The organism is Microcella frigidaquae (genome assembly GCF_014200395.1).
Lineage (GTDB): Bacteria > Actinomycetota > Actinomycetes > Actinomycetales > Microbacteriaceae > Microcella > Microcella frigidaquae.
Genome location: NZ_JACHBS010000001.1, coordinates 1,922,250 through 1,937,191, shown reverse-complemented (window position 1 = coordinate 1,937,191; position 14,942 = coordinate 1,922,250). Strand labels below are relative to the sequence as shown.

Sequence of the window (14,942 nt, the reverse complement as noted above, 5' to 3'; positions counted from 1 at the left end):
GGAAACCCGGGCCTGCCCGCTCGGCGTCGCCCGGCGTTCACCGCGCGTTCACGGCTCTCGCGTTCACTGGGGGAATGACCGGGGCAACGACGGGGCGGATGCGTGCCGACGCCGCACGGACGGGCGAGCGCGCGGTGCCGCGGTGACGCTCCACGCCCCCCGCGCCCTCGACGTGCTCGACCGCATCAGCGAGCGGCTGGCGCGCCGCTACTCCCGCGTCGCCCCGGTCGAGCAGGTGCGCGAGCTGGTGCTCGACAGCGCCCGGCGCTACCGGCACCTCGACCACCCGACGGCGCACGCCCGGGCGCTGACCGCGCAGCTCGCGGCCGACCGGCTCGAAGCGCTGCGCTGGCGCGCGGCCTCGCAGGGCCGGGCCGCCGCGCCCCCGTCGTTCCTGTTCGTGTGCGCGGGCAACGGCGGACGCTCGCAGCTCGCGGCGGCGCTGATGCGCGCGGCCGTCGCGCCGGGCGTGCGGGTGGCCAGTGCCGGCGTCGATCCCGTGGCGCGCATCCTGCCCGCGGTGATCGAGTCGCTCGACGAGCTCGGCGTCAGCACCGTCGGGGAGTACCCGAAGCCGATCACGCCCGAGTTCGTGGCCGCGGCCGATGTCGTCGTGCAGTTCGACTGCGGCGACCCGCTCGACCACCTGGCCGGCCCTGCCCTGCAGACCTGGAGCCTCGCGGGCGGGGCGGGCAGCGGCAAGGGCGGCATGCGCCGCACGCGCGACGAGCTGGCACAGGCGGTCGTGCGGTTGGCGCGCCAGCGCGGGCTCGAGGCGGTCGAGCCCTAGGGGCTCACGTCCCGCGGCACGAGCACGAACCGCACGACGATCACGCCGAGCAGGGCACCAAGCAGCTGCGCGCCGACGAAGGCGGGCGCGTTCGCGGGGGCGATGCCCGCGAACGAGTCGCTGAGCATGCGCCCCACCGTGATGCCAGGGTTCGCGAAGCTCGTCGAGCTGGTGGCGAAGTAGGCGCTGCCGATGTACAGGCCGACGGCGGCCGGCACCCAGCTGCCCTGCCCGCGCAGAACGAGAGTCAGGATGACCGCCACGAGCCCCGCCGTGGCGACCACCTCACCCAGCAGCAGCGGCACCCCGGCGCGCTCGGTCGTGCTGATCGACACGGCCGCGCCGCCGAACATCAGGTTGGCGAGCACGGCGCCCGCGACGAAGCCGACGAGCTGCGCGACGACGGTGGGCAGGATCTCCCGTGCGGGCACCCGCCCGACGGCGACGAGCGCCGCGGTGACCGCGGGGTTGAGGTGGGCGCCGCTCACCGGCCCCAGCACGACGATCAGCACGACGAGCGCGGCGGCCGTGGCGACGGCATTGATGAGCAGCTGAACCCCGGGGTCGTCGCTCAGGTGGGTCGCCATGATGCCCGAGCCGATGACGGTGGCGGCGAGCCCGGCGCTGCCGAGGGCTTCGGCGAGCATCCGGATCGGGAGGGAACGGGGAGCGGGAGCGGTGGGGAGGCCGGCGGGCTGCGGGTCGGTCACCCGCACACTGTAGGGCATCGCATAGACTTGGGTCTATGCGAGCGGCAGGAGCGGCGGCGAACGCGGGGCGATCCCCGGAGCCGCTCGCGCCGGAGCTCGCCGCCCTCGGCGATGCGACCCGCGGCGCGATCGTCCGGTTGCTGCTGGACGCGCCCGATCGGGCGCTCACCGTCGGGCGGCTCACCGATGCGCTCGCGCTCCGGCAGCCGACGGTCTCGCATCACCTGCGGGTGCTGCACGAGGCGGGCCTGCTCGACCGGACGCCGCGCGGTCGCGAGGTCTGGTACGCGCTTCCCGAGCAGGTGGCCACGCGCCTCGAGGAGTGGGCGGCACCCGTCGGCGACTCGGCCGTGAGCGGCGCCCTTCTCGGGCGCATCATTGACGATCTCGGCACGCGCTTCGCCGGCACGTTCTCGCGCGAGACCGTGCAGCGGGTGGTGCTCGAGAGCTATGACCTGCTCCGCGAGCGGGATGGTGCGGGACGGGCACTGCCGTCGGCGACCGCGCAGTTCGCCGCCGAGCGGTTGAGCGCGCAGCAGCGGAGCGCGGGGACGGCGAGGGACGAACGACGACGAGAGGCCGGCGCGCCGATCGACGTGCTGTTCGTCTGCGTCCAGAACGCCGGTCGCTCGCAACTGGCCGCGGCCATCATGCGGCACCTCGGCGGCGACCGGGTGCGGGTGCGCACGGCGGGCTCGGCGCCGATCGATGCGATTCGGCCCGCGGTGGTGACCGCGCTCGACGAGATCGGCGTGCCGCTGGGAGGCGAGTTCCCGAAACCCCTCACCGACGATGTCGTCCGCGCCGCCGACGTCGTGGTCACGATGGGGTGCGGCGACGCGTGCCCGGTCTACCCGGGCCGGCGCTACCTCGACTGGGCAGTCGATGACCCCGCGGGGCAGCCGCTCGAGGCGGTTCGACGCATCCGCGACGACATCGACGGGCGCGTCCGCGACCTCCTTTCCCAACTCATATAGATATGTGTCTATACTTTGAGTCATGAAGAAGCATGACACCGCCCCCGCCAAGCCGACCGTGCTGTTCGTCTGCGTGCACAACGCCGGACGCTCGCAGATGGCCGCAGGCTACCTGCAGCACCTCGCGGGTGACCGCGTGACCGTGCTGTCGGCCGGCTCGGAGCCCAAGGACCAGATCAACCCCGTCGCCGTCGAGGCGATGGCCGAGGAGGGCATCGACATCGCGCACAACGTGCCGAAGGTGCTCACCGTGCAGTCGGTCGTCGACTCCGACGTCGTGATCACCATGGGCTGCGGAGACGCCTGCCCGATTTATCCGGGCAAGCGCTACGAGGACTGGGCGCTGGAGGACCCGGCCGGTCAGGGCATCGAGTCGGTGCGCGCGATCCGCGATGAGATCCGCGGCCGCGTCGAGGCGCTCATCGCGGAGATCGCCCCGGCTCCGGCCGCCTGAGCACGCGCGACGGGGGTCCGGGGCGCGTACCACCCCGGGCCCCCGTCGTTCCCCCTGCTACGTGCGGTCGCGCTCCCGCAGCGCCAGCACGATCGAGGGCAGCGTGAGGGCCAAGCCCTCGAAGGTCCAGAAGATCGCCATTGCACCGCCCCAGGTGAGCTCGAGGGCCACGACGTCATCGCTGCTGACGACCACGAACCAGACGAGCGCCGCCGTGGCCGCGGTCAGCGTAATGCCGGCGAACCACCGGTAGGCGTCGACGTAGGCCCGGTCGCGCACACGGGCCTGCCGTTCGTCGAGGTACTCCTCGGGGAGATCGGCGACCACGCGAACTGACATGCGCAGGGCCCACCAGACGACCACCGCGAGGGCGATGACGCCGAGCGCGGCGAGGGCGGGCAAGGTCAGCCACGCGATCGGGATCGCGATGAGCATCACGATCATCAGGGCGACGATCCCGCGGCGGGCGGCACGGGTGCGCATCCAGTCCCAGCGGGTGTCGCGCATGACGCTGTCGGCCATCTCGGCGACGGCCTGCTCGTTGCGGCGGGATCGGGGGGTTGCAGACATGATTCAGACCTCCTCGGTCGTCGGGGGGAAGGGCGTGAGAGAGAAGAGCTGCTCGACCGGCACGCCGAGCAGCTGGGCGATGCGCAGCGCGAGCGCGAGCGACGGGGCGTACTCGCCCCGCTCGAGGTACCCGACCGTCTGGTAGTGCACGCCTACGGCGTCGGCGAGCTCCTGCCGGCTCAGGCCCGCGCGGCTGCGCAGCTCCTCGATGCGGCTGTAGACCGGATCCTCGGCCTTCGGTTTGCGTCCCATGCCCATAGCATAAGTACTACATAGTAATAATGCAACAGGATGATCGCCGCGGGCACGCAGAAGGGCCCCGCGCGTGCGCGGGGCCCTTCTGGTCGTACGGCCTCAGGTCGTGGCGCTCGGCCGATGCACCGAGGCTCTCGCTTCTAGGCCGTGGCGATCGCCACGATCGGGTCGCTGGTCGGCGCCGGGCTGCCCGACGCGGGCTCGACGGTCACCCCGACGATGGTGCCCGCCTCGAAGGCGCCCTCGAGCACCTGCACCACGGCACCGTCGCCATCGACGGCGAACAGGCCCGCCGGCGTCGGCACGCCATCCGTGATGTACCAGAGGGCATAGCGCTCGTCGGCCGACAGCGGGTCGAGGCCGTCGAACACCATCGCCGACAGGCCGACCGACGCGCTCGCCACGAGCGTCGCGGTCGCACCCCCGGCGACCTCGGCGGTCGTCGTCGTCACATCGGCGGCGGCGACGATGGTCGCCAGCTGGTCGGCGGCGCTCGGCGCCGTCGGACGCACCAGGTCGGCGGCGAACACCCCGCCGAAGAACAGCGCGACGGCGGCCGCGGCCGCGGTCACGAGCATCGCCGGCCGCGAGAACCAGCGCGCCTGCGCCCGAGCAGCCGCCGAGCCGGCGACCGGCGCGGCAGCAGCATCCGTCACCGGCGAGGCCACGGCGGCGAGCACCGGCTCGGCCGGAAGCTGCGGCGTCTCGGCGATCGCCGCCATCAGGTTCTGCTTCAGCTGCGGCGAGGGCGCGACCGGCGGCACCGCCAGGCCCAGCGCGGCGCGCACGTCGGCGAACTCCTCGTCGTGCATCAGGTCGTTGTGCATCAGGTCGTCGTCGCGACTCATGACGCCACCCCCAGTTCTTCGCGCAGACGGATCATGCCGTCGCGCAGTCGTGTCTTCACGGTTCCCATCGGAACCCCGAGCATCTCGGAGACCTCGCTGTGGCTGTACCCGCCGTAGTAGGCAAGCTCGACGGCCTGTCTCTGCAGCTCGGTCAGTCGGCCCAAGGCCCTCTCCACTCGTTCATGTTCCAGGCGGATCTCCGCCCGTTCAGCGACCTGGTCGTAGTCACGATCGAGATCGCGGATGCCCACCCTGGTATCCCGGTCGCGCGACGACTGCGCACTGCGCACGCGGTCGATCGCCCGGCGGTGGGCCATGGTGAGCATCCAGGTCACCGCTTTCCCCTTATTCGGATCGAAGCGGGCAGCGGTTTGCCAGATCTCCAGGAGAACCTCCTGCACGACCTCCTCCGACTGCGCGTGGTCCTTCAGCACATGCCGCACGAGGCCGAGCATGCGGGGCGCGATCAGGTCGTAGAGCTCGCCGAACGCGCGCTGATCGCCCGTGGCGACCCGCTGCAGCAGACGATTCGTGGTCTCGACCGTGACGTCGGCCGCGGGCGCGACGTCGTCGAGAGCGGTTTCGGAAGGCACGAGTACCAGCATCGCAGTTTCTTCCTGATCGAGAAGCACGAAACGGCCGACGGGGCGGGGCTCGGGTCCCCTCCCCGCCGGCCGGCGGTCGCGGTGGATGCCCGCCCGCGAGTGCGAGCGGGCATCCACCCCGATGGTTCTGGCGACTACTGGATGCCCAGGTTCGCCGCGATGCCGCCGGCCAGGGCCTGCGCGGTCATCGGCATGTGGCTCGCGGCCTCCTTGAGGAGGTCGAAGTAGGCCGGGTCGCCCGCGATGTTCGCGTCGATCGCGGCGAGCAGCGTCTCGGCGTGCATCTCGAGCTCGGCCTGCACGGCCTCGGCGGGCAGCTCGGGAACGACCGAGTTGATCAGCTGGCCGAACGACACCGCGTAGGCGCCGAGGTCGGCGACGGCCTGCTCGGCGAGCGCCTCGTCACCGGTCGCCTTGCCCAGCGTGTAGTTGACGAAGAACGGGATGTGCGAACGCCACGAGTCGAGGAACGGCTGCTCGGCGTCCGGGTAGGCGGAGCCGACGAGCGCGGCGACCTCGACCGAGTTCTCGTCGAGAGCGGCCACGGCAGCCTGCACCTGCGGCGTGGTCAGGTCGCCACCGTCCTGCAGAGCCTGGTCGATGGCCGCACCGGCGAGGTAGACGTGGTCGGCGAGCAGCGCGGTCAGCTGAGCGCGGAGGCCCGCGCCGTCGCTGTTGACGGTGTCGATGACGGCGGCCTCCTCCATGGGGGCCTCCGCCTCCGCGGTGGTCGAGCAGCCCGACAGGACGAGAGCGGCAGCCAGGCCGAGGCCGGCGAACGCGATGGACTTGCGCATGTGATTCCCCTTTTGTGTGTGTTGGTGTGATGCGGGCCGTGCCGGTGGAGCGGTCTCCGTTCTGCGCGCCGCTAGCCCTCGACGATGACGCGAGCGTTCATCGTGAGGTGCGGCTGGCAGAAGTAGAGGTACTCCCCCGGCTCGGTGAAGGTGAACGAGAAGGTGTCCCCCTCCTGTCCCATCGGCGCGAGCGCGTGATCGAACAGGCCGTCAGCCGACTGGGTGCCCCGCAACCCGGTGCTCTCGTTCACGTCTCCCCAGGCACCCGAGGTGATCGTGTGCCCGATGGATTCGCCGTTGCGCCAGGTCACGGTGGTCCCGACGGGCACCGTGATGTCCTCCGGCATGAACCGGAGGCCGATCGTGATGACCTCGTCGGGGCCCGGCTGCAGAGCGTCCGCGCCGGACATGCCGTCGTCGACGGTCGACGTCAGCGGCGTCGGATCGGCGATCAGCGCCGGGGTCGACCCGGTGCAGGCGGCGAGCGCGACGAGCAGCGTCGGCACGACCACGAGGGTCAGTCCGAAGCGGGCGGTGGGAGCAGTCGGTGACATGCCCTGTGTTCGGCGCCCCCGGCCGGAAGGTTTGGAACGGGTGGGCAGTATCAGCGAACTGCCAGGTTCGGGGATGCGCGGCGGGTGGCGGCGTGGCGGACAGCGCGGGTGAGCTCCCCCGGGTGAGCTCCCCCGGAGACGCGAGAGCCGGGCCGCAGAACGCCTCTCGGCGGAAGGCCGCTCGTAGCGGCGAAAAGTGGAGCCCGGGGTTACTGCGGCCCGGCTACAGCAGTGTAACCGCGGGGGGCCGCGCGGCATTCCGCGGGCATCCCGTCACGGCCCCGTCAGTGTCACAAATCACGGAGTTCTTGCCGACGGCGAGTGTGCATGCCCGAGAGCAGGGGCACGAGAAGCGAGAAGTCCGTGATTTGTGACAGGAGAGGATCGGGCGAGGGCGGGATGCTCGCCGTCAGTCGAGCGAACCGGCGCGCTCGAGGCGGGCGCAGGCGGCGAAGTCGCGGGCCGACGCAGCCAGTCGGGCGGCGCGGCTCGTCAGCTCGGTGGCGCGCGTGTCGTCAGCGGCCGCATCGGCGTCGTCGGCGAGATCAGCGGCGCCCGCCGCGGCGGTGCGGCAGAACGCCGCCGCCCGCTCGAAGGCGACCGCCACATCGCCGACGTAGACGCCACGCAGCACGGCGTCGGCGAGCACGCGGATCTCGTCGGGCCCCGTCGGCGCCTCGGCCCCGGCGATCACCGGGTCGGCCGTCGCAAGAACCTCGCTGCCGCGCTGGAAGAGCAGGGCCACCCCCGGCGGGTCGGAGCGGATGAGCGCCCGCAGCAGCGACAGCCGCCAGAGCACCCCCGGCAGGGTGCGGGCGCCGGCGCGCGACCACAGCTCGGCGAGCGTGTCGAGACCGTGCTCGTCGGTGAAGGCGACCATGCGCTCGACCAGATCGGGGTCGTCGCTCGCCCGCACCCGGTGCACCAGCGCGCGGGCCGAGTCGTGGGCGATGCGCAGCGTGACCGCCGGATCGAGCCCGCCCTCGTTCACCTCGAAGGCCGCGCTCGGCAGGCGCACGGGGCGGCGGGGGCGGTCGGTCACGCCTCCACGGTAGCCCGCGGCGCTGAACGGTGCTGGGCGGTAGATTGGATGCGGGCCTCTAGCTCAGTTGGCAGAGCAGCGGACTTTTAATCCGCGGGTCGTCGGTTCGAGCCCGACGGGGCCCACGTCACCCAGGCGCTAGTTGTCGAGGCCGTCCCGCGGCGCCGGGGTGTCGTCGCGCACGCGGAAGGTGCCGATGGTCGTCGTGCCGTCCGACTCGTAGACGTCGATGTTGTAGACGGCGTTCGCGTCGGGGTCGGAGCGCACGAGGTTGCGCGTGAACTCGAGCTCGCTGACCCGCACGTACCCGAGCTTGCCGCCCTCGGCGCGGGCCAGGATGAGATCGGGCACGCGGTCGTTGATCGCACTGCCGTAGGTCTCGCCGTTCTCGTTGACCGCGAACTCGACGGGCCCTCCCACCACCGACGCCCCCGGCGCGGCCGACTGGTCGACGAGCGCGCCGATCGCGGGAGCAGCGGCGAAAGCGCCGCCGACGAGCAGCACGCCCCCCACGATCATCACCACGGTCTTCGGTGCAACGGCCATGGCCGACCCCCCTGTCGAATGCATGCGTGCGTCACGCGGAGAGCATCCCCCACTCTCCGCGCTCATCCAATCAGGTGCGCGCGCCGCCGTACAGCCCTGCGTTCACCCCCCGTTCGCGGGCATTCGCGGGGCTGCCGGATGCTCGACTCAGGCCGGGCGGCAGATTCCCCAGCTGCCCGACCACGAGGCGCCCGGCTCGATCCAGCGCAGTCCGACCCCCGAGTTCAGCGCGTCGGCTGGCGCGGTCATCGGTTCGACGGCGATCGCGGTGACGCCGCCCTCGGCGGTCGGGAAGGCGCGCGTGATGAACAGCTGCAGCCACTCCCAGTCGGCCTCTTGCCACACCTCGGTCTCGGTGCCATCGGGCGCGGCGAGGACGGTGCGGATCATCCCGTCGGCGTCGGGCTCGACCCGGAAGGCATCGTCGAGAGCGAGCGCGCCGATGCGGCGGCCCTCGCGCAGATCCCATCCGCCCTCGGCCGGCTCCATGCCGACGGGGTTGAGGCGGTCGTCGACCATGACGTGCTCAACGGTCTGGGCGGTGATGGTGAGGTCGTCGACCGGGTGGCTGCCGACCCGGATGAACGGGTGGGTGCCGACCGCGTAGGGCGCGGGCTCGGCGCCCAGGTTGGTGACGCCGTGGGTGACGGTGATGCCGTTGCCGGTGAGCCGGTACTCGACGGTGGTCCAGAGGTGGAATGGCCAGCCGTGCTGCGGCACGACGGCGGCGCCGAGGGTGACGGCGTCGTCGCTCTTCTCGACCAGCTGGTACGGGGTGTTGCGCAGCAGGCCGTGGATGGCGTTGGTGCGCTCGACCTCGGTGAGATCGAGCTGCTGCACCGCGTCCTTGTGCACCCACCGTCCGTCGCGCACGCGGTTCGGCCACGGCGCGAGCACGATGCCGCAACCGAAGGGTGCCGCGACATCCGCGTCGAAACCCTGGACGAGCGCGTGACCGTCGACCGTGAGGTGCCGCAGAGCGGCGGCGACCGAGGTGACGACGGCCTCGACGGGTCCGTGGGCGCCGTCGTGGCGCAGCCGGTACTGCTCGCCGGTGGGGGGTGCGGGCTCGTGCATGGTGGTCATGCGGTCATGCTACGCGCGGCGCGGCCCGGCTCCGCGCGGGGTCACCGTGGTGACGCGCAGGCCCGCGGCGCGGAGGGGCGCGAGCGCCGCATCCGTCGCCGAATCGTCGGTGATTAGCTCGTCGAGCTCGTCGATGCCGCACACCCGCCCCAGGTGCACCGTGCCGAGTTTCGAGGCGTCGGCGGCGAGGATGCGGCGGGCCGCGCAGGCGACCATGCGGCGCTTCACCTCGGCCTCCGGCAGGTTGACGTTGGTCACCCCGGCCGCGGCGTCGACGCCGGTCGCGCCGAGGATCGCGAGGTCGACCCGCACGTCGTCGAGCAGCGTCGTGGCGAGGGGGTTGACCAGCGAGTGCTGCAGCGAGCGCACGGTGCCGCCCGTGACGACGACCGTGAAACGCGGGATAGCCGGCTCAAGCGCGAGCGCGATGGCGAGCCCGTTCGTCACCACGACGAGCTCCTCCAGCTCGGGCCGCGCGACGAGCTCGTGGGCGACGGCGAGCGCGGTGGATCCGACGTCGAGCAGCAGGCTCTCGCCGGAGCGCACGCGCCCGGCGGTCTCGGCCGCGATCGCGCGCTTGGCCCGGGCGAGCCGGGTGCGCGACTGCTCGAGGCTCGACTCGCGCTCGGCGACGAGGCCGCGCGGCATCGCGCCGCCGTGCACGCGGGTGACGCGGCCCTCGCCCTCGAGCGCGGCGAGGTCGGTGCGCACGGTGACCTCGCTGACGCGCAGCTCGCGCGCGAGGTCGACGACGCGCGCGAATCCGCGGTCGGCCACGAGCAGCGCGAGACGTTCGCGGCGCTGCGGCGCAGCATCCATCAGCCGCCCTTTCGATTTCTGTCGATATCGGAAGCGTACCGCTTGCGATTCCGCAAGTCGCGGGCCGTAGCATCGTGAGGTGCCGATCCGCTTCCACTCCACGACGCTCGCCGACGGGCGCGAGCTCATCTACGTCGACGACGCCGACACCACCCTCGGGCCGGAGCGCTCGATCGACCGCCGCGTGCTCGACCCGCGACCCGAGACCGCGAGCATGCGGCAGGACGTGCTGACCGGCGACTGGGTGTCGATCGCGAGCAACCGGCAGAACCGCGTGTTCATGCCGCCGCCCGACCAGGATCCGCTGGCGCCGCAGAGCGATGCGAACCCCAGCGAGATTCCGAGCCTGTACGACGTCGCCGTGTTCGAGAACCGCTCGCCGAGCTTCGGGCCGGCGCTGACGCACGAGAACGCTCCGCGGGGGCTGGATGACCTCGCCGAGATCGGCTTCGGCCGCAGCCGCACGAGCGTCGGGCGCTGCGAGGTCGTCTGCTTCTCACCCGACCACGAGGGCTCGTTCGGCTCGCAGACGGTGAGCCGCGCGCGCACCGTCATCGAGGCCTGGGCGCACCGCACCGCCGCGCTCAGCGCGATGGAGGGCATCGAGCAGGTGTTCCCCTTCGAGAACCGCGGGGCCGAGATCGGCGTCACGCTGCCACACCCGCACGGGCAGATCTACGCCTACCCCTTCATCACGCCGCGCACCACCGCCCTGCTGCGGTCCATCGACGCGGTCGGCGGCGACCTGTTCGCGCGCATCCTCGAGACCGAACGGGCCAGCGAGCGGGTCGTGCTCGAGGGCGAGCACTTCACCGCGTTCGTGCCCTTCGCCGCACGCTGGCCGATCGAGGTGCACCTGCTGCCGCACCGCCACGTGCCCGACTTCGCCGCCCTGACCGATGCCGAGAAGGACGAGCTCGCGCCGCTCTACCGCCGACTGCTGCGCGGCATCGACGCGCTGTACGACACCCCCACGCCGTACATCGCGGCCTGGCACCAGGCGCCCGTGCATCGCGGGCGCGACACCGTGCGACTGATGCTGCAGGTGACCAGCCCCCGCCGCGGCGCTGAGAGACTGAAGTACCTCGCCGGCTCGGAGGCCGCGATGGGCGCCTTCATCGGCGACGTCGCCCCCGAGGCGCAGGCCGCATTCATCAGAGAGGGGATTGCGAAGGTTCATGACTGACATCCGCGACGACGCCCGCGCCGGGTTCGAGGCCGTCTTCGGCCGGGCCGCCGACGGGCTCTGGTCGGCCCCGGGCAGGGTCAACCTCATCGGCGAGCACACCGACTACAACGAGGGCTTCGTGCTTCCCTTCGCGATCGACCGCCGCACGGTCGTGGCCCTCGGCGTGCGCGACGACCGCCGCGTGCGGGTGGCGAGCACCTTCGCCGACGAACTGGCGGAGATCGACCTCGACGCGCTCGCGCCCGACGCCCTCGGCGGCTGGTCGGCCTACCCGCTCGGCGTCGCCTGGGCGTTCGGCGAGTTCGGCGCCGACCTCGGCGCCGTGCCCGGGGTCGACCTGTTCATCGACTCCGACGTGCCGGTCGGCGCGGGGCTGTCGAGCTCGGCAGCCATCGAGAGCGCCGTCGCCCTCGCGCTCAACGACGTCTGGCAGCTGGGCCTCGACCGCCGCACGCTCGCCCGGGTCGGGCAGCGCGCCGAGAACGTGGCCGTCGGCGCCCCCACGGGCATCATGGACCAGTCGGCCTCGCTGCTCGGCCAGGCAGACCACGCGGTCTTCCTCGACTGCCGCACGCTCGACAGCGAGCTCGTGCCGCTCGGCCTTGCCGAAGCGGGCCTCGCGATCCTCGTCATCGACACGGGTGTGAAGCACAGCCACGCGACCGGCGGCTACGGCGAGCGCCGCGCGGCCTGCGAGCGCGGGGCCGCCGCGCTCGGCGTCAGCAGCCTGCGCGACGCGACCGTCGACGACCTGCCCCGCGCGCAGCAGCTGCTCGACGACGTGACCTTCCGGCGCATCCGCCACGTCATCACCGAGAACCAGCGCGTGCTCGACACCGTCGCGGTGCTGCGCGAGCAGGGCGCGTCGGCGATCGGCGAGCTGCTGGATGCCTCGCACCGCAGCATGCGGGACGACTTCGAGATCTCGGTGCCCGAGCTCGACCTCGCCGTCGAGACCGCGGTCGCCGCCGGAGCCCTCGGCGCGCGCATGACGGGGGGTGGATTCGGCGGGGCGGCCATCGCGCTCGTCCGGGTCGGCGACCTCTCGCGCGTGCAGGTCGCCGTCGACAATGCGTTCGGCGAGCACGCCTTCGGGCAGCCTGACACCTTCGTCGTCACGGCCTCCGACGGGGCCGCCCGCAACTAGGCCACGGCATCCCGCGGCCCGGCCCCTCGCCGCGGGCTACCAGCGGTTCTGCGCCTGCTCGGCCCAGCCGACGAGTCCGTCGACGCTGACGCGCGCACCGCTGGAGTCGAGCATCCACCCGCTCCAGGTGCCGAGCGCCTGGTGAATCGTGCTGGCCACGACGACCGCGTTCGTCTGCTCGAGCCGACGGTGCCACGGCGTGAGGGTCACGTCGGCGTGCTCACCGACGATGCGCCAGGGCGAGTGCTCGTCGTCGAGGTCGTACTGCCAGGCGAGCTCCTCGCCGATGTAGTGCTGCACGCCATCGACGAACACGGCATTCTCGGTCGAGCCGGTGCCGTCGGTCCACTTCCCGCCGAGCTGGAGGCCGATGCGACGCCCGTCGACGATGCCCGAGCCGGCCGCCCATTTCCAGGTCATCCGGTAGGGCCAGCGACCCCGGCCGCGGTCGAGCACCGCCCAGCTGCCCTCGCCGACCGCATACTCGCGTCCGTCGATCAGGATCGTGCCCGAGACGGGCCGGGCGACATCCTTCAGCGTGTACTGGAAGAGGCGGTCGCTCCACGGCACGACCACGCCGAGCGCGTCACCGGCGTCGGGGCTGGTCACGTCGATCGCGAAGCCCGGTGCGGTGCCGCGGATGCTCGTGGCCGAGCCCGCGGAGAGCATCCGGAGCTCGCTCGCCCCCAGGCGACCACCCCACCGCGCGCTCGCCTCGAACGGCGGCAGCGTGTCGGGGATGCTCGTGCCGCGCCCGAGCGGCTCCAGCCCGCCGATCGTCCGGTGCTCGCCGGTGGCGCGCACCACCAGGTAGATCGAGGGCACGGCCGCGTAGTCGAGGCTCGCGACGGTCATCCCGACGAACACCTCGGGGGTCATGATGCCCCAGTACTCCCAGCGCTTCGAGCGTCCCCAGCCGCGTAGCGGGCTGCAGTGCAGGGGCGTGCGAGTGCGGCCGACGGCGGCCGGGTTGAGCCGCCCACTGGGCAGGCACAGGTCGACGGGGTCGGTGATCTCGGGCAACGTCATCGGTGCCGGTCCTTCCGGGTGGGGCAGGGTGGAGCGTGCGAACGCCCGCGGCTAGCGCGAGATCGCGAGCGCCGCCGCCGTCGAGCTGAGCACCTCGTCGGCGAAGGCCGGGTCGTCGGAGACCGCGCGGCCGTAGCTGGGCACCATGGCCTGCAGGCGCGGCCGCCAGCCCTCGACCCGATCCGCGAAGCACCGCTCGATGAGGTCGAGCATGATCGACGGCGCGGTCGAGGCCCCCGGCGAGGCGCCGAGCAGGCCCGCGATCGATCCGTCGGCCGCCGCGACGACCTCGGTGCCGAACTGCAGAGTGCCGCCCTTGCCGGGCACGTTCTTGATGATCTGCACCCGCTGACCGGCGGTCAACTGGTACCAGTCGTCACCGTCGGCCTCCGGGTAGAACTCGCGCAGGGCGTCGAGCTTCTTCGAGCGCGTCGCCAGCAGCTCGCCGACGAGGTAGGTCACGAGGTCGAAGTTGCGCAGGCCCACTTGGATCATCGGCACGATGTTGTGCCAGCGGATCGAGCCGAAGAGGTCCCACCACGAACCCGTCTTGAGGAACTTCGGGGTGAACCCGGCGTAGGGCCCGAACAGCAGGCTCGGGGTGCCGTCGACGACACGGGTGTCGAGGTGCGGAACCGACATCGGCGGAGCGCCGACCGAGGCCTTGCCGTAGATCTTGGCGTTGTGCTTCGCGACGACCTCGGGGTTGTCGCTGCGCAGCCACTGGCCGCTGACGGGGAAGCCGCCAAAGCCGCGGATCTCGGGGATGCCGCTCTTCTGCAGCAGCGGGAGGGCGTGCCCGCCGGCGCCGACGAACACGAACCGCGCGGTCACCTCGACCGGTGTCGCGCCGACCTCGTGGCGCATCGAGAGCTTCCAGAGGCCGTCCTTGGTGCGGCGGATGCCCGTCACGCGGTGCTCCAGGTGCAACGATGCGCCGTTCGCGACGAGGCCGTCGACGAGGGCGCGGGTGAGCGCCCCGAAGTCGACGTCGGTGCCCGCGGCCATGCGCGTGGCGGCGATCGGCTGCGACTTCGCCCGACCCGGGATGACGAGCGGCGCCCACGAGCGGATCACCGCGGCGTCGTCGCTGAACTCCATGCCCGCGAAGAGCGGGTGGTCCTTGAGGGCCTCGTACCGCTTGCGGAGGTACTCGACGTTCGCCTCGCCCCACACCATGCTCATGTGCGGCGTGGCCGAGAGGAAGGCGGTCGGCTCGGGCAGCACGCCCTCGCTCACCAGGAACGACCAGAACTGCCGCGAGACCTGGAACTGTTCGTTGATCTTCACCGCGTTGGCGATGTCGATCGTGCCGTCGGGCCGCTCGGGCGTGTAGTTGAGCTCGCAGAGGGCGGCGTGCCCCGTGCCCGCGTTGTTCCACGGGTTGGAGCTCTCGAGCGCGACATCGCTCAGGCGCTCGTAGATGCGGATCGTCCAGGTGGGCTCGAGCTGCTGCAGCATGGTGCCGAGCGTCGCGCTCATGATGCCGCCGCCGATGAGGGCGACGTCGATGGGTTCGGTCAC

Annotated in this window: 18 protein-coding genes and 1 tRNA gene; 6 read left to right on the top strand and 13 right to left on the bottom strand. The window is 72.1% G+C overall.

All coding sequences use genetic code 11. The features are described 5' to 3' along the window. The first annotated feature begins 142 nt into the window (after positions 1 to 142). Complete coding sequence (locus tag BJ959_RS12875; protein WP_165879005.1) at positions 143 to 790, top strand: arsenate reductase/protein-tyrosine-phosphatase family protein; 648 nt, start codon at positions 143 to 145, stop codon at positions 788 to 790. On the opposite strand, the gene BJ959_RS09580 is transcribed toward BJ959_RS12875, so the two are convergent. After that, positions 787 to 1,500: an aquaporin gene (locus BJ959_RS09580; protein ID WP_341799925.1), complete on the bottom strand. Its 714-nt coding sequence runs from the start codon at positions 1,498 to 1,500 to the stop codon at positions 787 to 789. The genes BJ959_RS12875 and BJ959_RS09580 overlap by 4 nt on opposite strands. Positions 1,501 to 1,535: 35 nt before the next feature. On the opposite strand from BJ959_RS09580, the gene BJ959_RS09575 reads away from it, so the two are divergent. Both BJ959_RS09575 and BJ959_RS09570 read left to right on the top strand, forming a co-directional pair. Next, on the top strand, positions 1,536 to 2,477 hold the full coding sequence (locus tag BJ959_RS09575) for a metalloregulator ArsR/SmtB family transcription factor (protein ID WP_153982178.1): 942 nt from the start codon (positions 1,536 to 1,538) through the stop codon (positions 2,475 to 2,477). Between the two features lie 22 nt (positions 2,478 to 2,499). Next, positions 2,500 to 2,931, top strand: coding sequence for an arsenate reductase ArsC (locus BJ959_RS09570; protein ID WP_153982179.1), 432 nt, complete (start codon positions 2,500 to 2,502; stop codon positions 2,929 to 2,931). 57 nt (positions 2,932 to 2,988) lie between these two features. Here the strand turns inward: BJ959_RS09570 and BJ959_RS09565 are convergent, their stop codons facing one another. The 7 genes from BJ959_RS09565 to BJ959_RS09535 form a co-directional block, all read right to left on the bottom strand. After that, positions 2,989 to 3,501 (bottom strand): hypothetical protein, encoded by a 513-nt coding sequence (locus BJ959_RS09565; RefSeq protein WP_153982180.1) that lies wholly within the window; start codon positions 3,499 to 3,501, stop codon positions 2,989 to 2,991. A gap of 3 nt (positions 3,502 to 3,504) precedes the next feature. Continuing rightward, positions 3,505 to 3,753, bottom strand: a complete 249-nt coding sequence (locus tag BJ959_RS09560; protein WP_207949191.1) for a helix-turn-helix transcriptional regulator — start codon at positions 3,751 to 3,753, stop codon at positions 3,505 to 3,507. Between the two features lie 143 nt (positions 3,754 to 3,896). After that, the gene (locus BJ959_RS09555) at positions 3,897 to 4,604 is read right to left on the bottom strand and encodes an anti-sigma factor (protein ID WP_153982182.1); all 708 of its coding nucleotides are present in this window, start codon (positions 4,602 to 4,604) and stop codon (positions 3,897 to 3,899) included. Next, the gene (gene sigK / locus BJ959_RS09550) at positions 4,601 to 5,209 is read right to left on the bottom strand and encodes an ECF RNA polymerase sigma factor SigK (protein ID WP_153982267.1); all 609 of its coding nucleotides are present in this window, start codon (positions 5,207 to 5,209) and stop codon (positions 4,601 to 4,603) included. Before sigK ends, BJ959_RS09555 begins: the two co-directional genes overlap by 4 nt. Before the next feature lie 134 nt (positions 5,210 to 5,343). Beyond that, entirely contained in the window at positions 5,344 to 6,006 is a 663-nt protein-coding gene (locus BJ959_RS09545) for a hypothetical protein (protein WP_153982183.1), read from the bottom strand. Between the two features lie 71 nt (positions 6,007 to 6,077). Then, positions 6,078 to 6,560, bottom strand: coding sequence for a cupredoxin domain-containing protein (locus tag BJ959_RS09540; protein WP_153982184.1), 483 nt, complete (start codon positions 6,558 to 6,560; stop codon positions 6,078 to 6,080). Positions 6,561 to 6,969: 409 nt separating this feature from the next. Further along, on the bottom strand, positions 6,970 to 7,602 hold the full coding sequence (locus tag BJ959_RS09535; RefSeq protein ID WP_153982185.1) for a DNA-directed RNA polymerase subunit beta: 633 nt from the start codon (positions 7,600 to 7,602) through the stop codon (positions 6,970 to 6,972). A 52-nt stretch (positions 7,603 to 7,654) separates the two neighbouring features. Between BJ959_RS09535 and BJ959_RS09530 the strand changes: the two genes are divergently transcribed. Further along, positions 7,655 to 7,727: transfer RNA gene (locus BJ959_RS09530), tRNA-Lys, on the top strand. A gap of 13 nt (positions 7,728 to 7,740) precedes the next feature. Here BJ959_RS09530 and BJ959_RS09525 read toward each other — a convergent pair. The 3 genes from BJ959_RS09525 to BJ959_RS09515 all read right to left on the bottom strand — a co-directional run bounded on the left by BJ959_RS09525 (position 7,741) and on the right by BJ959_RS09515 (position 10,053). Beyond that, positions 7,741 to 8,148 carry a hypothetical protein gene (locus BJ959_RS09525; RefSeq protein ID WP_153982186.1) on the bottom strand — a complete coding sequence of 136 codons (408 nt, stop codon included), beginning with the start codon at positions 8,146 to 8,148 and terminating at the stop codon, positions 7,741 to 7,743. Between the two features lie 147 nt (positions 8,149 to 8,295). Continuing rightward, entirely contained in the window at positions 8,296 to 9,234 is a 939-nt protein-coding gene (locus BJ959_RS09520; RefSeq protein WP_207949192.1) for an aldose 1-epimerase family protein, read from the bottom strand. A 9-nt stretch (positions 9,235 to 9,243) separates the two neighbouring features. Then, positions 9,244 to 10,053 (bottom strand): DeoR/GlpR family DNA-binding transcription regulator, encoded by an 810-nt coding sequence (locus BJ959_RS09515; RefSeq protein ID WP_153982187.1) that lies wholly within the window; start codon positions 10,051 to 10,053, stop codon positions 9,244 to 9,246. Between the two features lie 79 nt (positions 10,054 to 10,132). Here BJ959_RS09515 and galT point away from each other — a divergent pair, with 79 nt between their 5' ends. Both galT and galK read left to right on the top strand, forming a co-directional pair. After that, positions 10,133 to 11,239, top strand: a complete 1,107-nt coding sequence (gene galT / locus BJ959_RS09510; protein ID WP_153982188.1) for a galactose-1-phosphate uridylyltransferase — start codon at positions 10,133 to 10,135, stop codon at positions 11,237 to 11,239. Then, a complete protein-coding gene (galK, locus tag BJ959_RS09505; protein WP_153982189.1) occupies positions 11,232 to 12,389 on the top strand; it encodes a galactokinase in 1,158 nt (385 codons plus the stop codon). Before galT ends, galK begins: the two co-directional genes overlap by 8 nt. Positions 12,390 to 12,425: 36 nt before the next feature. Here the strand turns inward: galK and BJ959_RS09500 are convergent, their stop codons facing one another. After that, positions 12,426 to 13,418 carry a DUF2804 domain-containing protein gene (locus BJ959_RS09500; RefSeq protein ID WP_153982190.1) on the bottom strand — a complete coding sequence of 331 codons (993 nt, stop codon included), beginning with the start codon at positions 13,416 to 13,418 and terminating at the stop codon, positions 12,426 to 12,428. A gap of 51 nt (positions 13,419 to 13,469) precedes the next feature. Beyond that, on the bottom strand, positions 13,470 to 14,942 hold the full coding sequence (locus BJ959_RS09495) for a malate:quinone oxidoreductase (protein ID WP_153982191.1): 1,473 nt from the start codon (positions 14,940 to 14,942) through the stop codon (positions 13,470 to 13,472).

Excerpts from the sequence above, each read along its gene's own strand:
- BJ959_RS09540 (WP_153982184.1), bottom strand. The coding sequence starts at position 6,560 with ATGTCACCGACTGCTCCCACCGCCCGCTTCGGACTGACCCTCGTGGTC.
- galK (WP_153982189.1), top strand. The coding sequence starts at position 11,232 with ATGACTGACATCCGCGACGACGCCCGCGCCGGGTTCGAGGCCGTCTTC.
- BJ959_RS09515 (WP_153982187.1), bottom strand. The coding sequence starts at position 10,053 with ATGGATGCTGCGCCGCAGCGCCGCGAACGTCTCGCGCTGCTCGTGGCC.
- BJ959_RS09565 (WP_153982180.1), bottom strand. The coding sequence starts at position 3,501 with ATGTCTGCAACCCCCCGATCCCGCCGCAACGAGCAGGCCGTCGCCGAG.
- BJ959_RS09575 (WP_153982178.1), top strand. The coding sequence starts at position 1,536 with ATGCGAGCGGCAGGAGCGGCGGCGAACGCGGGGCGATCCCCGGAGCCG.
- BJ959_RS09555 (WP_153982182.1), bottom strand. The coding sequence starts at position 4,604 with ATGAGTCGCGACGACGACCTGATGCACAACGACCTGATGCACGACGAG.
- BJ959_RS09560 (WP_207949191.1), bottom strand. The coding sequence starts at position 3,753 with ATGGGACGCAAACCGAAGGCCGAGGATCCGGTCTACAGCCGCATCGAG.
- BJ959_RS09525 (WP_153982186.1), bottom strand. The coding sequence starts at position 8,148 with ATGGCCGTTGCACCGAAGACCGTGGTGATGATCGTGGGGGGCGTGCTG.
- sigK (WP_153982267.1), bottom strand. The coding sequence starts at position 5,209 with ATGCTGGTACTCGTGCCTTCCGAAACCGCTCTCGACGACGTCGCGCCC.
- BJ959_RS09520 (WP_207949192.1), bottom strand. The coding sequence starts at position 9,234 with ATGACCACCATGCACGAGCCCGCACCCCCCACCGGCGAGCAGTACCGG.
- BJ959_RS09570 (WP_153982179.1), top strand. The coding sequence starts at position 2,500 with ATGAAGAAGCATGACACCGCCCCCGCCAAGCCGACCGTGCTGTTCGTC.
- BJ959_RS09500 (WP_153982190.1), bottom strand. The coding sequence starts at position 13,418 with ATGACGTTGCCCGAGATCACCGACCCCGTCGACCTGTGCCTGCCCAGT.
- BJ959_RS09545 (WP_153982183.1), bottom strand. The coding sequence starts at position 6,006 with ATGCGCAAGTCCATCGCGTTCGCCGGCCTCGGCCTGGCTGCCGCTCTC.